The 16,489-nt window shown below is 61.2% G+C and carries 13 protein-coding genes; 11 read left to right on the top strand and 2 right to left on the bottom strand.

Translation table 11 applies throughout. The features are described 5' to 3' along the window. Positions 1-63: 63 nt before the first annotated feature. Positions 64-864 carry an enoyl-ACP reductase FabI gene (fabI, locus tag E1748_RS17560; protein ID WP_133648444.1) on the top strand — a complete coding sequence of 267 codons (801 nt, stop codon included), beginning with the start codon at positions 64-66 and terminating at the stop codon, positions 862-864. A gap of 118 nt (positions 865-982) precedes the next feature. Here fabI and E1748_RS17555 read toward each other — a convergent pair whose 3' ends face one another. Together E1748_RS17555 and E1748_RS17550 are read right to left on the bottom strand one after the other, a co-directional pair. Further along, positions 983-1,324 carry a hypothetical protein gene (locus tag E1748_RS17555; protein ID WP_133648443.1) on the bottom strand — a complete coding sequence of 114 codons (342 nt, stop codon included), beginning with the start codon at positions 1,322-1,324 and terminating at the stop codon, positions 983-985. Positions 1,325-1,605: 281 nt separating this feature from the next. Then, complete coding sequence (locus tag E1748_RS17550; RefSeq protein WP_133648442.1) at positions 1,606-2,517, bottom strand: LysR family transcriptional regulator; 912 nt, start codon at positions 2,515-2,517, stop codon at positions 1,606-1,608. Positions 2,518-2,669: 152 nt separating this feature from the next. Here E1748_RS17550 and E1748_RS17545 point away from each other — a divergent pair, with 152 nt between their 5' ends. The 10 genes from E1748_RS17545 to E1748_RS17500 all read left to right on the top strand — a co-directional run bounded on the left by E1748_RS17545 (position 2,670) and on the right by E1748_RS17500 (position 16,422). Next, entirely contained in the window at positions 2,670-3,998 is a 1,329-nt protein-coding gene (locus tag E1748_RS17545) for a serine hydrolase domain-containing protein (protein ID WP_133648441.1), read from the top strand. A gap of 84 nt (positions 3,999-4,082) precedes the next feature. Then, positions 4,083-4,949 carry an NmrA family NAD(P)-binding protein gene (locus E1748_RS17540; RefSeq protein WP_133648440.1) on the top strand — a complete coding sequence of 289 codons (867 nt, stop codon included), beginning with the start codon at positions 4,083-4,085 and terminating at the stop codon, positions 4,947-4,949. A 97-nt stretch (positions 4,950-5,046) separates the two neighbouring features. After that, a complete protein-coding gene (gene solA / locus E1748_RS17535) occupies positions 5,047-6,189 on the top strand; it encodes an N-methyl-L-tryptophan oxidase (protein ID WP_205965254.1) in 1,143 nt (380 codons plus the stop codon). A gap of 198 nt (positions 6,190-6,387) precedes the next feature. Next, on the top strand, positions 6,388-7,212 hold the full coding sequence (locus E1748_RS17530) for an alpha/beta fold hydrolase (protein WP_133648439.1): 825 nt from the start codon (positions 6,388-6,390) through the stop codon (positions 7,210-7,212). An 84-nt stretch (positions 7,213-7,296) separates the two neighbouring features. Then, a complete protein-coding gene (locus E1748_RS17525) occupies positions 7,297-8,040 on the top strand; it encodes an alpha/beta fold hydrolase (RefSeq protein WP_133648438.1) in 744 nt (247 codons plus the stop codon). 346 nt (positions 8,041-8,386) lie between these two features. Next, entirely contained in the window at positions 8,387-10,525 is a 2,139-nt protein-coding gene (locus E1748_RS17520; protein ID WP_133648437.1) for a type VI secretion system Vgr family protein, read from the top strand. A gap of 3 nt (positions 10,526-10,528) precedes the next feature. Next, positions 10,529-10,981: a DcrB-related protein gene (locus E1748_RS17515; RefSeq protein WP_133648436.1), complete on the top strand. Its 453-nt coding sequence runs from the start codon at positions 10,529-10,531 to the stop codon at positions 10,979-10,981. Between the two features lie 18 nt (positions 10,982-10,999). Then, on the top strand, positions 11,000-15,286 hold the full coding sequence (locus E1748_RS17510) for an RHS repeat-associated core domain-containing protein (RefSeq protein ID WP_133648435.1): 4,287 nt from the start codon (positions 11,000-11,002) through the stop codon (positions 15,284-15,286). Further along, positions 15,283-15,612, top strand: a complete 330-nt coding sequence (locus E1748_RS17505) for a hypothetical protein (RefSeq protein ID WP_205965253.1) — start codon at positions 15,283-15,285, stop codon at positions 15,610-15,612. Before E1748_RS17510 ends, E1748_RS17505 begins: the two co-directional genes overlap by 4 nt. A 189-nt stretch (positions 15,613-15,801) precedes the next feature. Next, positions 15,802-16,422, top strand: coding sequence for an Imm43 family immunity protein (locus E1748_RS17500; protein ID WP_133648434.1), 621 nt, complete (start codon positions 15,802-15,804; stop codon positions 16,420-16,422). Positions 16,423-16,489 lie beyond the last annotated feature (67 nt).

Genomic DNA, 16,489 nt, shown 5'->3' with positions numbered 1-16,489 from the left:
CGCGCGCCGTCCGCTGCCGTTCACCACCACGCGGAGCGCACACCGACTTCATTGGGAGAATTCATGGGCTTTCTCGCTGGCAAACGAATCCTGCTGACCGGCCTGCTGTCGAACCGTTCGATCGCGTACGGCATCGCGCAGGCCTGCAAACGCGAAGGCGCGGAACTGGCGTTCACGTACGTCGGTGACCGCTTCAAGGAACGCATCACCGAATTCGCGACCGAGTTCGGCAGCGACCTCGTGTTCCCGTGCGACGTCGGCGACGACGCGCAGATCGATGCGCTGTTCGCGTCACTGAAAACGCACTGGGACAGCCTCGACGGCGTCGTTCACTCGATCGGCTTCGCGCCGCGCGAGGCGATCGCCGGCGATTTCCTCGACGGCGTGACGCGCGAAAACTTCCGCATCGCGCACGACATCTCCGCCTACAGCTTCCCCGCACTCGCAAAGGCCGCGCTGCCGATGCTGTCGCCGAACGCCGCGCTGCTGACGCTGACGTACCTCGGCGCCGAACGCGCGCTGCCGAACTACAACACGATGGGTCTCGCCAAGGCATCGCTCGAAGCGAGCGTGCGTTACATGGCCGTGTCGCTCGGCGCGAAGGGCGTGCGGGTGAACGGCATCTCGGCCGGTCCGATCAAGACGCTGGCGGCGAGCGGCATCAAGGGCTTCAAGCAGATTCTCGATTTCGTCGAGGACAACGCGCCGCTCAAGCGCAACGTGACGATCGAGCAGGTCGGCAATACCGCTGCGTTCCTGCTGTCGGATCTGGCCGGCGGTGTGACTGCCGAAATCGTGCACGTCGACAGTGGCTTCAATGCGGTGGTCGGTGGGATGGGTATGGCCGCGGCCGCGGCGGAGTAACGCGATTCGCGCGGCGCCTCTCTATTAGCGTCGCGCGATTTGACCGGCCATAAAAAAACCGCCCTGCCCGGGCGGTTTTTTTGTCTGAGCGTGCGGCGTACTTGCCGCTCAGTCTCGCTCAGTGCCAGTGACGACCACGGTCGCCACCACGATGATCCCAGTGGCCCGGCGGATGACGGCGATACCATTCGTCGCGACCCCAGTAGCGACGGCCATCCCAGTAGCGGTCGCCATGCCAGCCGATCACGATCGTCGGGCCGCCGTACACCGGCGCGCCGTACACGGGGGCCGGCTGATACACGACCGGCGGCGGCGGCGGTGCATAAACCGGAGCCGGTGCGACATAGACCGGGGCGGGAATGCCGATGTTCAGACCGATGTTCACGTGAGCCATCGCTGCGCTCGATGTGCCAATCGCCAACGCCCCGATCACCAGCGTAACAAGACGAGCGGACTTCATGGATTTCACCTCTTTTGGGAACATGTTTTGTTGACTCGACTATAGCGCACGAAGGCTACCCGCATATTTCACGTTTGTAATAACTGATGCAACAGATCGCATCGAACAGTCCTGGGTAACGTATCGTTATATCTCGGGTGGGTCCGTGATAATTGCCGGCCTGACGTTGCTCTCGCAGTGGTGCGGCGTTTTATGAGACGGTGTATGGGGCGTGAATTTACCTGGGATCGCCAGGTAAATTTCCAGCACTCACAGCCCTCCACTTAGAACCCTCACGCCGTTTACGGACGGTTCGTCCGCAAAATCTCCACGACGAAATCGATGAACACGCGCACCTTCGCCGCAGGCAGGTGACGCGACGGATAAAGCGCGTACAGCGCGAATCCTTCGCCCGGCCATTCGGGCAGCAGTTCGACCAGACGCCCTTGCGCGATCAGATCCCGCACGCCGTTCGCCTTGAAGCGCGCGATACCGCCACCCGCGAGACACGCCGCGAGCATCGTCCCGGCCTCCGTGACGGACAGACGACCCGTTGTCTTCGCCGGCACCATCCGGCGCCCCGACCGGTATTTCCATTCGAGCGGCTGCCCCGTCATCGTGTTGCGCATCTGGATGCACGCGTGATGGATCAGATCGCCGGGTGTTTCGGGACGGCCATACTGTTCGATATAGCTGGGCGCGGCGACCGTCATCACGCGCGTGTCGGCCAGCTTGCGTGCAATCAGCGACGACGAAGGCGGCTCGCCGAAACGCACCGCGATATCGAAACCTTCCGCGATGAGATCGCCGAGCTGTTCGCGCGACACAAGTTCCAGCGAAAGCTCCGGATGGCGTTGCAGGAACACGGGCAGTTGCGGCGCGAGAATGTGCCGCGAAAAAAACGGGTCGACGTTCACGCGCAGCTTTCCGCGCACTGCCGCCGACGCGCCCGCAGTAAACGTCACCGCGTTGCCGATGCCCGTGAGCAGCGGACTGATCTCCTCGTAGAAGCGCCGCCCCTCGTCCGTCAGCATCACCGAACGCGTCGTGCGGTCGAGCAGCCGCACACCGATCTTCGACTCCAGCCGGCCGAGCGCGCGACTCACGCCGGACGGCGACAACCCGAGCGCATCGGCGGCGCGCGCCATGCTGCCGTTCTCGACGATCGCGGCCAGCACGCCGACGTTCGCGAGCAGGCGTCCATCGAAACTCATGTTTTTCTCCGCCGATCGATTCGTGCTTGGAAGGCATGAATTATGTGACATCGATTCAATTCCATCAATGATCGCCGACGCCTATGATCCAGTCCATCGGTCGGTCGCCGCTATTTTTCGCGCCGGCATTCAATCATTCGATGGAGCCCCGCATGTCATTCAAACTGTCCCGTCGCGATCTGTTGAAAAGCGCGTCGAGCGTCGCCGCCCTGTCCGCGCTCGGTGGAATCGGCGGGCTCGACAGCCGACGCGCCACTGCCGCCGAAGCAGACCCTGACGCGATCCCGCGAGTACCCGGCACATACGGTGCCGCGTTCGCACCGATCGATAACGCGCTGCGCGACGCGGTTGCGAACCGCGTGGCCGCCGGTGTCGTTGCAATGGGCGCGACCCGCGACGGCATCGTCTACGAAGGTGCAGCCGGCAGCGCGAACGCCGGCACAGGCGCCGCCATTTCGCCAGACACTGTGTTCTGGCTGCTGTCGATGACGAAGGCGATCACCGCGACCGCGTGCATGCAGTTGATCGAGCAACGCAAGCTGTCGCTCGATCAACCGGCCGCCGAGATTCTTCCGCAACTGAAAGCGCCACAGGTGCTCGACGGTTTCGATGCAGCGGGCCAACCGAAGCTTCGTCCGGCCCGCCGCCCGATCACCGTGCGCCATCTGCTGACGCACACGTCCGGCTACACGTACAGCATCTGGAGCGAGAACCTGAGCCGCTACGAGAACACGACCGGCATGCCGGACATCGGCTACTCGATGAACGGTGCGTTCGCTGCGCCGCTCGAATCCGATCCTGGCGAACGCTGGCAGTACGGCATCAGCATGGACTGGGTCGGCAAGCTCGTCGAAGCGGTCAGCGATCAGTCGCTCGAAGTGTATTTCCGCGAACGCATCTTCGCGCCGCTGGGCATGCGCGACACGGGCTTTCTGATCGGCAGCGCGCAGAAGCAGCGCGTCGCGACGATGCAGCGCCGTCAACCCGACGGTTCGCTGAAACCGGAACCGTTCGAGGTCAACCAGCGCCCCGAGTTCTTCATGGGCGGCGGTGGCCTCTTCAGCACGCCGCGCGATTACATGACCTTCCTGCAGATGCTGCTGCACGACGGCACCTTCCGCGACGCGCGCATCCTGCAGGCCGATACGGTGGCGTCGATGTTCCGCAATCACATCGGCGATCTGCGCGTGACCCGGATGGACACCGCGCAGCCCGCATGGTCGAACAGCTTCGACCAGTTCCCCGGCATGCGTCATCAATGGGGACTTTCGTTCGACATCAACACGCAGCCCGGACCGCACGGCCGCAGTGCGGGCAGCGTCAGTTGGGCCGGGTTGCTCAACTGCTACTTCTGGCTCGATCCGGTCAAGCGCGTGACCGGGACGCTATTCACGCAGACGTTGCCGTTCTACGACCCCGCCATCGTCGATCTGTACGGCCGCTTCGAAGCCGGGCTGTACGACGGTTTGCGGCACGCTTGATCTTTCTCGCGCTGCCGGATGGTTCATCGCGGCGCTCATTCATCGCTCATTCATCACTCACTCTTCGATAAGGAATTCATAGTCATGTACGCGATCACTGGTATCACTGGACAAGTCGGCGGCGCGCTCGCCCGCACGCTGCTCGATTCACATCTGCCTGTGCGCGCCGTCGTGCGCGATCCGGCACGTGCGCAAATCTGGGCAGAGCGCGGCTGCGACGTCGCGCAGGCGTCGATGGAAGACGCCGCGTCGCTCGCCGCTGCGTTCGAAGGCGCCGACGGCGTCTTCATCCTGCCGCCGTCGAACTTCGATCCGTCGCCGGGCTTTCCGGAAGCGCGCGTCGTCATCGACGCGGTGAAGCGCGCGATAGAAATCGCAAAGCCGGGCAAGGTTGTCTGCCTGTCGACGATCGGCGCACAAGCCACGCAATCGAATCTGCTGAGCCAGCGCACGCTGATGGAAGAAGCGCTGCGTACGCTGCCGATGCCGGTTACGTTCCTGCGTCCGGGCTGGTTCATGGAAAACGCCGCGTGGGACGTGGCCCCTGCACGCGACGAAGGCGTCGTCCGGAGCTTCCTGCAGCCGCTCGACAAACCCGTGCCGATGGTCGCGACCGCCGACGTGGGACGCGTCGCCGCACAGTTGTTGCAGCAGACATGGAGCGGCACGCGCATCGTCGAACTGGAAGGCCCGCAACGCACAAGCCCGAACGATCTCGCCGCCGCATTCGCCCGGATACTCGGACGACCGGTTCACGCCGAGGCCGTGCCGCGCGAAACTTGGGGCGCGCTGTTCAAGTCGCAAGGGATGAACGATCCGATGCCGCGCATCCAAATGCTCGACGGCTTCAACGAAGGCTGGATCGATTTCGAAGGCAGCGAAGCGTCGGTGCTCAAGGGCAACGTATCGCTCGAAACGGTGCTGCGCACGCTCGTCTCGCAAGCGGCTTGAACTGACCCGAACGCCTGTGTGCACCGCGAAGCGTCGCGATTTCGCGGTGCTACACTGCCCGACTTCAACAGGCAACCAGGCAACAGGAAGTCGCAGCGTGAATCATTCCTTCGATACGTTGATCATCGGTGCCGGCTCGGTGGGCATGGCGGCAGGCTATTTTCTGAGTCGTGCGGGGCAACGCGTGCTGCTGCTCGATGCAGGCGATCCGCCGCACGACGCCGGTGCGCATCACGGCAGCACGCGTCTGATCCGTCATGCGTACGGCGAAGGCGCCGGCTACGTGCCGCTCGCGCTGCGCGCGCAACAGCTGTGGCTCGATCTCGAACAGCAGACCGGCACGCCGATATTCGCGCCGACCGGCGTGCTCAACATCGGCGACGCGGACGAGCCCTTCATCACCGAGGTGCAACGCGGTGCGGCATTGAACGGACTGCGGCTCGACGTGCTCGACGGCGCAGCCGCATCGAAGCGCTGGCCGGCATGGCGGCTCGATGCGCATCAGGTGGTGTGTCACGAGCCCGATGCGGGCGTGCTGTTCTGCGAGGAAGCGGTACGCGGTTATCGCCGGCTCGCGACGCAGGCCGGCGCGGTACTGCATCCGCATACGACGATCACGCATATCGAAGCCGACGACACACGCGTCATCGCCGTCACCGCGCAGGGCGAGCGCTACGAAGCGCGGCACGCGATCGTCTGCGCCGCGCGGTCGAGCCACGCGCTGCTGCGCGAGCTGGGCGTCGCCATTCCGGTGACGCGTCTGCGCAAGACCTTCGCGTGGTTCGATGCCGAGCCTTCGCGTTTTGGTCAGACGGCTTTCCCAGGTTTCTCGATGTCGTCGGAAGTCGGACAGTTCTACGGTTTCCCCGATCTCGAGAACGCGGGCCTCAAGGTCGGACGGCACGACGGCGGACAGATTCTCGACGCCGATGCGTCGATCGCCCCGTTCGGCGCTCACACCGAAGACGCGGACGATCTGCAGCGCTTCGTCGCGCGTTATCTTCCCGACGCGGGCGCGTTGCGCATCGGCAAGACCTGTCAGTACATCATGACGCCGGACAGCGACTTCATCGTCGACCGGCTGCCGGGCCATCCGAACCTTCACGTCGCGACCGGTTTCTCCGGACACGGTTTCAAATTCGCCAGCGCGCTCGGCGAGGCATTGAGCGAGTGCGTGATCGATGGCGGGAGCCACGCGGACCTGTCGCTGTTCTCGCTCGCGCGCTTCGCCGACGCCTGAGGTCGCTTAAAGCCGCTCAGTCAGTACCCAGTCGGCATCGCCAACACCCTCTCCCGCGCCGCCCGAAAAAAAATCCAGCGGCCCCGGAATAATCGTCTTTCCTCGCGGTTCACCTCTACGACACGCATCGATCGACACGTGCGGACACCGAAGTGTCCGCCATCGATCGCTTCTATCTCACGTCCGCGAGGAATACTCATGAAAGCTTCATTCACCGTCAAGGCGGCACTGCTCGCCGCGTTGTGCGCATCGTCCGTTTTCCAGATCGCCTCGGCACAGACCACGCAGCCCACTCAACCCGTGCAGGCGCGCAACGTCGTGCTCGTGCACGGCGCGTGGGCCGACGGCTCCAGCTGGAACGAAGTGATTACGCGTCTGCAAGCTGCCGGCCTGCATGTGACCGCCGTACAGAATCCGTTGACGTCGCTCGCCGCGTCGGATGCGGAGACACGCCGCGTGCTCGCGCAGCAGGATGGTCCGACGGTACTGGTCGGGCATTCGTGGGCAGGCACGGTGGTGAGCGATGTCGGCACCGACCCGAAGGTCTCGGCGCTCGTCTACGTGGCCGCGCGCGCGCCCGATGCAAACGAGGATTTCGTCGCGCTGTCGGGCAAATTCCCGACGATGCCGGTCCGTGCAGGCGTGCAGAATGACAACGGCGAAACGACCATCTCCGAGCCGGCCTTCCTTAATTACTTCGCGAACGGCGTCACGCCGGAACGCGCGAAGGCGCTGTATGCCGAGCAAGTGCCGACCGCGGCAACGATCTTCGGTAATCGCACGACGGCGGCCGCATGGCACACGAAACCAAGCTGGTACGCCGTGTCGAAATACGATCAAACGATCTCACCGGATCTCGAACGCTTCCTCGCGAAACGCATGAACGCGACGACGATTGAACTGGATGCGGGACATCTCTCGCTCGTGTCGAATCCGCAGGCGATTGCGAATCTGATTCTCGCGGCGGCGGGTCGTCTTCCTGGTGCGGCAACAGTTCCGGGGCCGGTAGCTTCGGCGAAGTAAAGCTGCGCGGGCTGCGAGGCGGCACGCGACGGTTATGATGCAAGGTCTTCACGACCGTCCATGCATCCCAGCCGACCGACCGCCATGCACACTCGCCCGCCCGTCGTCTTCATTCACGGTTTCATCGGCTCGCTCGCGATAAACGGACACGCGCCGTCGTTGCACGAGCGCACGACCGTCGCGCCGGATCTGCTGGGCTACGGCGCGTGGCGTAACGCGCCGCCCGAATCGATCTCGCTTCCCGCACAGGCGGAGCACGTGCACGGACTCATCGAAGTGCAGTTCGGTTCGACGCCGGTCGATGTCGTCGGTCACTCGGTCGGCGGAGCGATTGCGATGCTGCTCGCGCACGCGCATCCGCAATCCGTTCGACGGATCGTCAACGTCGAAGGTAACTTCACGCTGGCCGATGCGTTCTGGTCGGCGTCGGTGGGACGCATGAGTGCTCAGGAAGCGGACGCGATGCTCGACGGTTTTCGCAGCGATCCGCCCGGATGGATCGGCGGCGCGATTCCGCATCCGACGCCGGAGATACGCGACGTCGCCGTCGACTGGCTCGCGCATCAGCCAGGTTCGACGCTGCGTGCGATGGGGCAGTCGGTGGTCGCGACCACGGGCGACAACGGTTATCTCGCGATGGTCCGCGACGTGTTCGAGCGGCATCCGGTATATCTGCTCGCGGGTGAGCGATCGCGGGATGGGTGGAACGTACCGGACTGGGCAGTTGAGCAATGCGCGGGTTTTCAGACGATCGAGCACTGCGGCCATCTGATGATGCTCGAGCGACCCGATGCGTTTTCGGCGGCGGTTGAGCGTTGTCTCGATTGAGTGACGCGTCGTCACGACTAATTGTTAAAGATACGGGCGCATCGGGCGCCCGTTTTATCGTCAGCCTTCGCCGGTGGCATATTCGTTTCAACCACCCGATTCTGGCTCGACTCATCACGCTAAACCACACTACTCCGCGTACCCGCAATTAATACCTGGTCCCGTCTATTCAAGATACGCAAGCGGAACAATTTTCCGTCAGATTATCCCCAGGTTAATCGCCTGATACCCGCTTGTTTAATATTCCGTTCTTCGTTCGTTTTGTATAATCTCCGGGCTCGAAAACCTCATACACCCTCTGTCACAACACAGTCATTAATAGTCCGGTTACGCGCGGAGTTACTCCATGAGTTTTCTACCCAATGGGAACAGCGGTATGGCGGGGGGCGGACTGTTTCCGTCCGGACTTTCGAACCTCGGTTCGATCGCGGGTGCCGCGAGCCAGGCGGGCGCGCTGGCCGGCGTTCCCGGCACCGGGCTGATCGGCGGCGCAACGAAGGCGGTCCAGCTCGCGCAGACCGGCATGTCGCTGCTGGGAAAGACGCCCGCATCGATTGCCGATGCGCTGAACAGCGCGTCCGGCGCGCAGCCGAAGCTGACCCAGGACAACCGCTTCGTCACGATGGATTCGCCGCTCGGCAAGGACGTACTGCTCGTCAATGCCGCGGTGATCGACGAATACGTGAACCAGATGCCCGAGATTCATCTCGATCTGCTTTCGCACCAGAACAATATCGAAGCCGAACAGGTCGTCGGGCAACTCGTGTCGGTCACACTCGATCCGCAGGGTTCGACATTGACCGGCATGGTTACCGCGTCGTCGCAAGGCGATAAACGATATTTTCACGGATATGCCGTGTCGTTCGGACGCGCGGGCAATTCGGGTTCCGTGACCCGCTATGAGATGACCGTCGTGCCGTGGTTCTGGTTTTTAACGCGCTCGACCGATTGCCGCATTTTCCAGAACCAGACCGCACGCGACATTCTGACCGGGATATTCACTGAACACGGTTTCCAGGATTTCGAATTCAATCTGAAAACCGCGCAGGTTCCGCTCGAATACATCGTGATGTACGGCGAGACCTATTACAACTTCTGCGCGCGACTGATGGAGCAAGAGGGACTGGTCTGGACGTACCGCTACGAGAAAGACAAACACGTTCTCGTCGTCGCCGACAGCAACGACGTGTTCCAGCCCGTGCCGCAGATGGACGGCGTCCCCTACTACGCCGACAGCTCCGCGAGCGAACTGAACGGCATCGACGGTTGGGACGAGGCGTTCAACTTCCGTGTAGGCAAGATCGTCTATCGCGACTTCAACTACAACACGCCGTCGACGCCGCTGATGCACGTCGAAGTGCCGACGGTGCTGAAGAACCCGAACATCGGAACGACCGAACGCTACGAGTACCACTCGCTCTACGATCACGGCGACGACGGCAACCGCTACGCGCGCTATGCGATGCAGGCCGAAGAAGCGCTCGCGCGCAAATTCAATGGCACGGGGTTCGCGTGGCGCATGACGACGGCGGGCCGCTTCAAGCTGACCAATCACGATACGTCGGCGTACAACGACAAGGAATTCGCGATCCTGCACGTCCGCCATCACGCGGTGAACGACTACTCGCGTCACGCAGCCGATCTGCCGTATCGCAATTCATTCTCCTGCCTGCCGATCGACATCCCTTACCGGTCCGAGCGCCGCACGCCGAAGCCGTACATGCAGGGCATGCAGGCGGCGATCGTCGTGGGACCGAAAGGCAACCCGATCTATACGGACGGCAGCCGCGTGAAGCTGCACTTCATGTGGGACCGGCGCGGCAAGAGCGACGGCACCGACTCGATGTGGATTCGCGTGTCGCAACCGTGGGCGGGTGCAGGCTGGGGTGGCAGCACGATTCCGCGGGTGGGCCAGGAAGTGATTGTCGCGTTCAATGAGGGGGATCCGGATAACCCCGTTGTGGTGGGACGCGTGTTTAACGGCGAAGCGTCGAATCCGTACCACGGCTCGGCCGGCAAGACGATGGGGATTCGCAGCCAGACGATTCAGGGACAAGGGGCGAACGAGCTGCGGTTTACCGATGTGAACGGAGCCGAGGAAGTGTTCCTGCATGCGCAGAAGGACATGAACACCACGATCCTCGACAACGAGACGCACACGGTGCAGAACGGCATGCGCACGGTCACCGTCAATACCGGCGACGAGAAGAAGCAGATCACTAAGGGCAACCTGAACGAATCGGTTGCGCTGTTGCGCAGCACGACGGCAACGACGGTCGAGGTCACGACGCCCGCGAAGGATGGCGGCGGCGGGACTCAGGACTATGAGGCTGAGCGCGGCATCATGCTGAAAGTGGGTGCGAGCATGGTCATCCTCGCGCCGGAAGGGATCAAGCTCCAGCACAACGGTTCTACCATCATGATCGATGACTCCGGGGTATCGGTGAACGGGAAGCGCATCGATCTGAATCCTCCTGCGGCCTGAGCCATGAACTATACGATCCACGAAGGTACATTCGCGTTGCCCGATGCCGCAGCCGATCGCACGGTCAACATGCTGTTGCTCAACATCGGGCCCGGCGGGCTCAGCCTCGTCGTGTCGCGCGATGTGCTGCGCGACGGCGAAACCGTCGACGGCTTCATCGAGCGGCAATGGACCACCGCGTCGCGGCAGGTGAAGGACCTGGCCGAGGTTGCACGGCGCACCGTCGCGGTCGGCGTGAAGCAACTGCCCGGCGTGCAGATCGACAGCACGATGCAACAGCAGGGCCGCACCTTCCATCAGTCGCAAACCATTTTCCGCATCGACGACGCCGGCCGGATGATGGTCATGACGACCACCTGTGCGTCGCCACTCACCGACGAGCAGCAGACCGCGCTTCAACACATGCTCGACAGCTTCGAGCCGCGCCAGCCCGAGCCTCCCACGCTTCACGCCTAACCCTGCGACCGACCGCTCATGAGCCAGCCTGCCGCACGTAAAAACGATCCCATCGAACATACGTCGCTCCTCGGCGACCTGCTCAGCATGGGCGGGTCGCTGCTGGGCAGCATCGGTATCGGCTGGGCGCTGACGACGCTCGCCGAGGGCGCGGTACTGGCCGGCCTCGCCGCACTCGAAATCGGCACGGGCGGCCTCGCGACGCCCCTCGTGATCGGCATCGGGATCGGCGTCGCGGCCCTCATGGAAGGCTCGGGGCTGAACGAGAAAATCGACGACGCCGCGCACTCGCTGGGTAATGCGATCGCTCCACCGGAGATCAAGGGCTACATCGATAACGGTTCGCCGAACGTCTACGTCAATGGTGAGAACGCCGCACGCGCCGCCGCCCCGAGCGACCTCGATACCGTTCATTGCGACAACCACTCCGGTCCGCAGATGATCGCGCAGGGCTCGGACTGCGTGTTCATCAACGGTCAGCCGGCCGCGCGCGTGAAAGACAAGACCACATGTGACGCGGATATCGCGAAGGGCTCCGACGACGTGTTCTACGGCGGTGGCACGCTGACCGTGCGCGAGATTCATGCGGCACGCAAGTGGGTCGCGATACTCGGCGCAGCGATCGGTATCGCGCTCGCGCTGTGCGGTCGCGGGAAGATGAGCTGGAGCTCGCTGAAAAGCGCCCTGCCCTGTCTCGCGATGAATCTCGGCGCAGGCCTGATCGGCGGATGGATCGGCAGCAAGTTCCGCACGATGATGGGTCATCCGGTCAACGTGATCACGGGCGGCAAGATTCTCGACGGCGAACACGATACCGATTTCGTTCTGCCGGGCGCGTTGCCGATCGTCTGGCGCCGCTTCTACAGCAGTCACGACGATCGCGCGGACAGTCTGTTCGGCCCCGGATGGAGTGTGCCGATCAGCGTCGAACTGAAACTGGTTCGCGATGCCGACGGAAATCTCGAGTCGATCGCGTACCACGACGAACAGGGTCGCGAGACTGTGTTCCCGGCGGTTCTCGCGGGCACGAGTCACTTTAGCGTGCCGGAGGCGACGTACCTGATCTGCACATCGGGTGGTCACTACGTCGTCGAAACGACCGACGGTTTCTATCGCGATTTCGGCCCCGCACACACAGCATTTGATGAAACGTTAAAGCTGCGGCGATTCGAAGACCGCAACGGCAACTGGATCGAAGTCGATTACGAGGCCGCCGACGGTGCGATGCGTCCTGCCCGGCTGCAGGACAGCTGCGGACGCACGCTGCGGTTCGTTCACGTGGACGGCATGTCGCAGCGGATTGCCGCGATCGAACTGGTGCGCGGTGTCGAAGGCGAGCCGGCAGAAACGCTGGTCAGCTACGCGTATACCGATGCGGGCGAACTCGCGAGCGTCACCGATCGCACTGGCCAGACGACACGCCGCTTCGCCTACGAACATGGCCTGATGACGAGCCATGTACTACCCGGCGGCCTGCAGTGCTTCTACGCTTGGCAAGGCACCGGGAAAGAGGCGCGCGTCGTGCGCCACTGGACCGACGACGGCGAATCGTATGTGTTCGACGCGGACGTCGAACGTCGGACCGTGACCGTCACCGACCAGCTTGGCCGTGTGATGCGCTGGGAGTGGAACGAAGATCGCCAGCCCACCGCGTGCACCGATGCCGAAGGCCATGTGTGGCGGCTCGAGTGGAACGATCTGCGGCAACTGGTCAGCGCCACCGATCCCAACGGCGGCGTCACCCGCTTCAAGTACGACGATCTGGGACGCCTCGTCGAACGGATCGACGCACTGGGTGCCGCGGAAAAGACCGAATGGAACGGCTACTTCGATCTACCTGTTGCAGAAACGGATGCAGCGAACCACCGGTATGCGTACCGGCACGATGACCGCGGCAACCTCACGGTCGCGATCGATCCCGCAGGCGGCCGCACCGAATATCACTATGACGAACGCGGCCTCGTTCACACCATTCGCGATGCGCGTGGTGGCTATAAACACCTCGAGTGGAATCGCCGCGCGCAACTGACCGCGTACACCGATTGCTCGAACAAGACGACACGCCTCGTGTACGACGCACGCGGTGCGCTCGCACGCATCACGGATGCGGCCGGCAACGCAACTGCTTATGAAGCCGATCCGATTGGCCGCGTGACGGCCGTCGTCGCCGCCGACGGCGCGCGTCAGGCATTTCGCTACGACACCGTGGGACGGCTCGTCGAAGTCGTCGATGCGAACCAGCGCAGCACGCGCTATGAACTGAATCCGCGCGGCCTGCTCACCGCGCGCACCGATGCAGCCGGTCGCGTCGTGCGCTTCGGCTACGACGGCGCATACCGCATCGCCACCCTCACCAATGAAAACCGCGAAAACTATCGCTTCGCGTACGACCGGAACGATCAGGTCGTGCGGGAGACGGGACTCGACGGAATCGGCCGGACTTACGAGTATGACGCTTGCGGCCACGGCATCCGCACAACCGATGCCGTGGACACGTCGTCAGCGCTCGTCACTGCATACGAGCGCGACGCACTTGGACGTGTCGTTGCGAAGGACGTCGACGGATTGCGATGGCTCTACGTCTATAGCAACACGGGACAACTGAAGAAGGCTGAGACCTGGAATCGTTCGCGTAGCGGCCTGTCGTTGCAGAACCGCGTCGAACTTGCTTACGGACCTCGCGGCGAAGTGACGGGCGAGCGCGGTCCAATGGGCGCACTCGGCCACCGGTACGACGAACTGGGCAACCGTGTCGCGACCGCATTGCAGGACGGCCGCACGATCAACTGGCTGTATTACGGCTCCGGGCATCTGCATCAGATCAACCTCGACGGTATGGTCGTGACCGATATCGAGCGCGACGATCTGCATCGCGAGATATCGCGTACTCAGGGAAAACTCGCCAGCCGATACGGTTACGACGCGATCGGCCGACGGACCGCGCATGACGTTCGCGCGGTCGGCGCGTCGTTCGAATCGAACGAGATGCTGCTGCAGAAGCAATGGCAATACGACCCGGTCGGCGAGGTATTGAAGAAGACCCACCTCCTCCACGGCGAGACGCGTTATCGCTACGACGCGACTGGTCGTATCGAACAGGCGGTGGGTAATGGCGTGCCGTCCGAAGTGTTTCGCTGGGACGCGGCGGCCAACCTCGTGTCGAGCGATCATCCCGGCGGCTACGTCGAGCACAACCGGCTCAGGATGTTCGAGGACAAGCGCTTCGAATACGACGTCTACGGACGTCTATCGAGAAAGCTGTGCGGGCACGGTCCACGCAAGGACCAGCAGTTTGTCTACGATGCGGCGCACCGCTTGACGCAGGTGAGGACGGTCGAAGGCAACGGCATCTCGACGGTGCGCTTCGAATACGATGCGCTGGGCCGGCGTATCCGCAAGACGAACGGCTACGTGAGTACGGATTTCGTGTGGGACGGCATGCGGTTGCTGCAGGAACGGCGCGGCGATGATGAAGCCACTTACCTGTATGAGCCGGACAGTTATGTGCCGCTCGCCCGGATCGACAGCCGGCCGGCGGAGGCGGCGAACGATAGTTCGGTTGAAGCGGCGCCGGAGAACGTCTATTACTTTCATAACGACGTGTCGGGGCTGCCCGAGGAACTGACGGATGCCGAGGGTCGGCTGGTGTGGCAGGCGCAGTATAAGGTTTGGGGGAGTGCTGTTCGGGAGGAGTGGATACTCGAACAGCGAACCGATTCGACGTACGGGTCGCGGCAGACCATGCCCACAGCCAGGTCTGTACCGTTGCCGCAAAACCTGCGATTCGAGGGACAATACCTCGATCGTGAAACTGGACTGCACTACAACACGTTCCGTTTCTACGATCCAGATGTTGGACGATTCATCAATGAAGACCCGATCAGCCTTGCGGGCGGCTTCAATCTGTATCAGTACGCACCCAATCCATTGGTATGGATTGATCCATGGGGATGGGCGTGTATCAAGAACAAGGAGGATGGTCTTGCTCGAGAGGCTCGGGCAAAGGACATTCTCGAGCAGCGGTACGGCAAAGAGAACGTTCTCAGCGAACGGTACCTCAGAGATGCAAACGGCAAGTCGGTCAAAGATCCGATCACAGGGGAAAGACGGCGTGTCGACTTCGTAGTAAAAGGACAAGACGGTGTCTGGCGTCCGGTGGAAATTACCAGCCAAACGGCACCTAAGTTTGACCAATTGGCCAAGGAGTTGCGAATCCGGGAAATGGGCGGTACTTTTGCAAAGAATCCCAATACTGGGGAAATAATCCCCGTGGATGGTGTTTCACGAGTCATAAGGGCTAGATGACCATGGTAGATCTTAGTTTGCACAACATCCCAGTACTCTTGTCCGCGAACAAGAGCGACGCGTATCGCGATCAAATCATCAGAATATCGACATCACTTCTCAATTTCCTTAAAGAAAACGATTTACTTGTTAACGCAGATCCTTTTGACGAAGGTGGGAAGATCAAGGAAGATTTTGTTCTGAGAATGTCCAATGTAACTCCTGACGGGCTTGAACTCTTCAAAAAAATCATCCCTGGTTGGTCAGCCTATATCGATAAAGGCGGAGAAATTGAAAATGTTTCCCGACTCGAAAAAGGTTTAAAAAAAATACGTGAAGAGAAATAAGATCAAGCGCGGCTTGTGCTTGCCTAGATCGCAAATTTCGGCGAAACAAAGAGCGATCAGAGGCAGCTTGAAAGTGTACGAAGCCTCTATCAAATCAGCCTCGATGGTATTCGTCGCTTTGGTTCCGGGCTAGAGCGACGTTAGAACAAGACCGGGGAATGGTCCTTTCCACGTTGATCTGGTAACGGGATGACTGAATTCGCGAAAGAAAATCTTTACGTGGTATCAGCAAAACTCAACGACTGGGTTGGGAGCGCCGAATTTCAACCAGATATCCAGCTTCCCTGGAATAATGTATCTATTGCGCAGAAAATAGATACTGAATTTCATATGAACATCAAATGGAAGCGTCTTAAAAGACTGGATTTCGATTACTTCAGAAATGTGACTCCGATTGTGAGTCAGAAATTCGCAGATCTTTGTCACGAACAGAGCGTTGATTGCCAACTAGCTCCTCTAAGAATAATCCTTAATGGAGATAAGCTCGATGGAATTTTTCATTTCCTCCTTTTGAATAGATTTATTTCCATCGTGGACGCGAGCCAAACCTCTCATGCCAGGATGATGACGCTCGACGGAAAAAATTATGAGATGAACAGATTTTTCCCAGAAATACCGGAATACGATATGCTGGAAAATATCGCATTTAATGAATCTGAGAAGCCACCCTTTTTTATGGCACCGGAAATCGGCAACAAGCGTGTCTGCACGCAGAGATTCAAGGATAGCGCTGAACGCAATAAAATGAAAGGAATCGAATTTAAGAAGATCGATGAAAATTTTAAATATCGATCACTTTCTTTTCAGTAGAACAAAGACACGAAGATAGCGAAACAAAATATGACACATCCGGTGTTCGCGCACTTTCCGTCGAGAG

It is taken from the genome of Paraburkholderia flava (assembly GCF_004359985.1).
In the GTDB taxonomy this organism is placed as follows: Bacteria; Pseudomonadota; Gammaproteobacteria; order Burkholderiales; family Burkholderiaceae; genus Paraburkholderia; species Paraburkholderia flava.
The sequence above is the reverse complement of the archived record's forward strand: the minus strand, read 5'-3'. Positions and strand labels throughout refer to the sequence as shown.

Excerpts from the sequence above, each read along its gene's own strand:
- E1748_RS17500 (WP_133648434.1), top strand. The coding sequence starts at position 15,802 with ATGACTGAATTCGCGAAAGAAAATCTTTACGTGGTATCAGCAAAACTC.
- E1748_RS17550 (WP_133648442.1), bottom strand. The coding sequence starts at position 2,517 with ATGAGTTTCGATGGACGCCTGCTCGCGAACGTCGGCGTGCTGGCCGCG.
- E1748_RS17525 (WP_133648438.1), top strand. The coding sequence starts at position 7,297 with ATGCACACTCGCCCGCCCGTCGTCTTCATTCACGGTTTCATCGGCTCG.
- E1748_RS17515 (WP_133648436.1), top strand. The coding sequence starts at position 10,529 with ATGAACTATACGATCCACGAAGGTACATTCGCGTTGCCCGATGCCGCA.
- E1748_RS17510 (WP_133648435.1), top strand. The coding sequence starts at position 11,000 with ATGAGCCAGCCTGCCGCACGTAAAAACGATCCCATCGAACATACGTCG.
- E1748_RS17520 (WP_133648437.1), top strand. The coding sequence starts at position 8,387 with ATGAGTTTTCTACCCAATGGGAACAGCGGTATGGCGGGGGGCGGACTG.
- E1748_RS17540 (WP_133648440.1), top strand. The coding sequence starts at position 4,083 with ATGTACGCGATCACTGGTATCACTGGACAAGTCGGCGGCGCGCTCGCC.
- E1748_RS17530 (WP_133648439.1), top strand. The coding sequence starts at position 6,388 with ATGAAAGCTTCATTCACCGTCAAGGCGGCACTGCTCGCCGCGTTGTGC.
- E1748_RS17545 (WP_133648441.1), top strand. The coding sequence starts at position 2,670 with ATGTCATTCAAACTGTCCCGTCGCGATCTGTTGAAAAGCGCGTCGAGC.
- E1748_RS17555 (WP_133648443.1), bottom strand. The coding sequence starts at position 1,324 with ATGAAGTCCGCTCGTCTTGTTACGCTGGTGATCGGGGCGTTGGCGATT.
- E1748_RS17505 (WP_205965253.1), top strand. The coding sequence starts at position 15,283 with ATGACCATGGTAGATCTTAGTTTGCACAACATCCCAGTACTCTTGTCC.
- fabI (WP_133648444.1), top strand. The coding sequence starts at position 64 with ATGGGCTTTCTCGCTGGCAAACGAATCCTGCTGACCGGCCTGCTGTCG.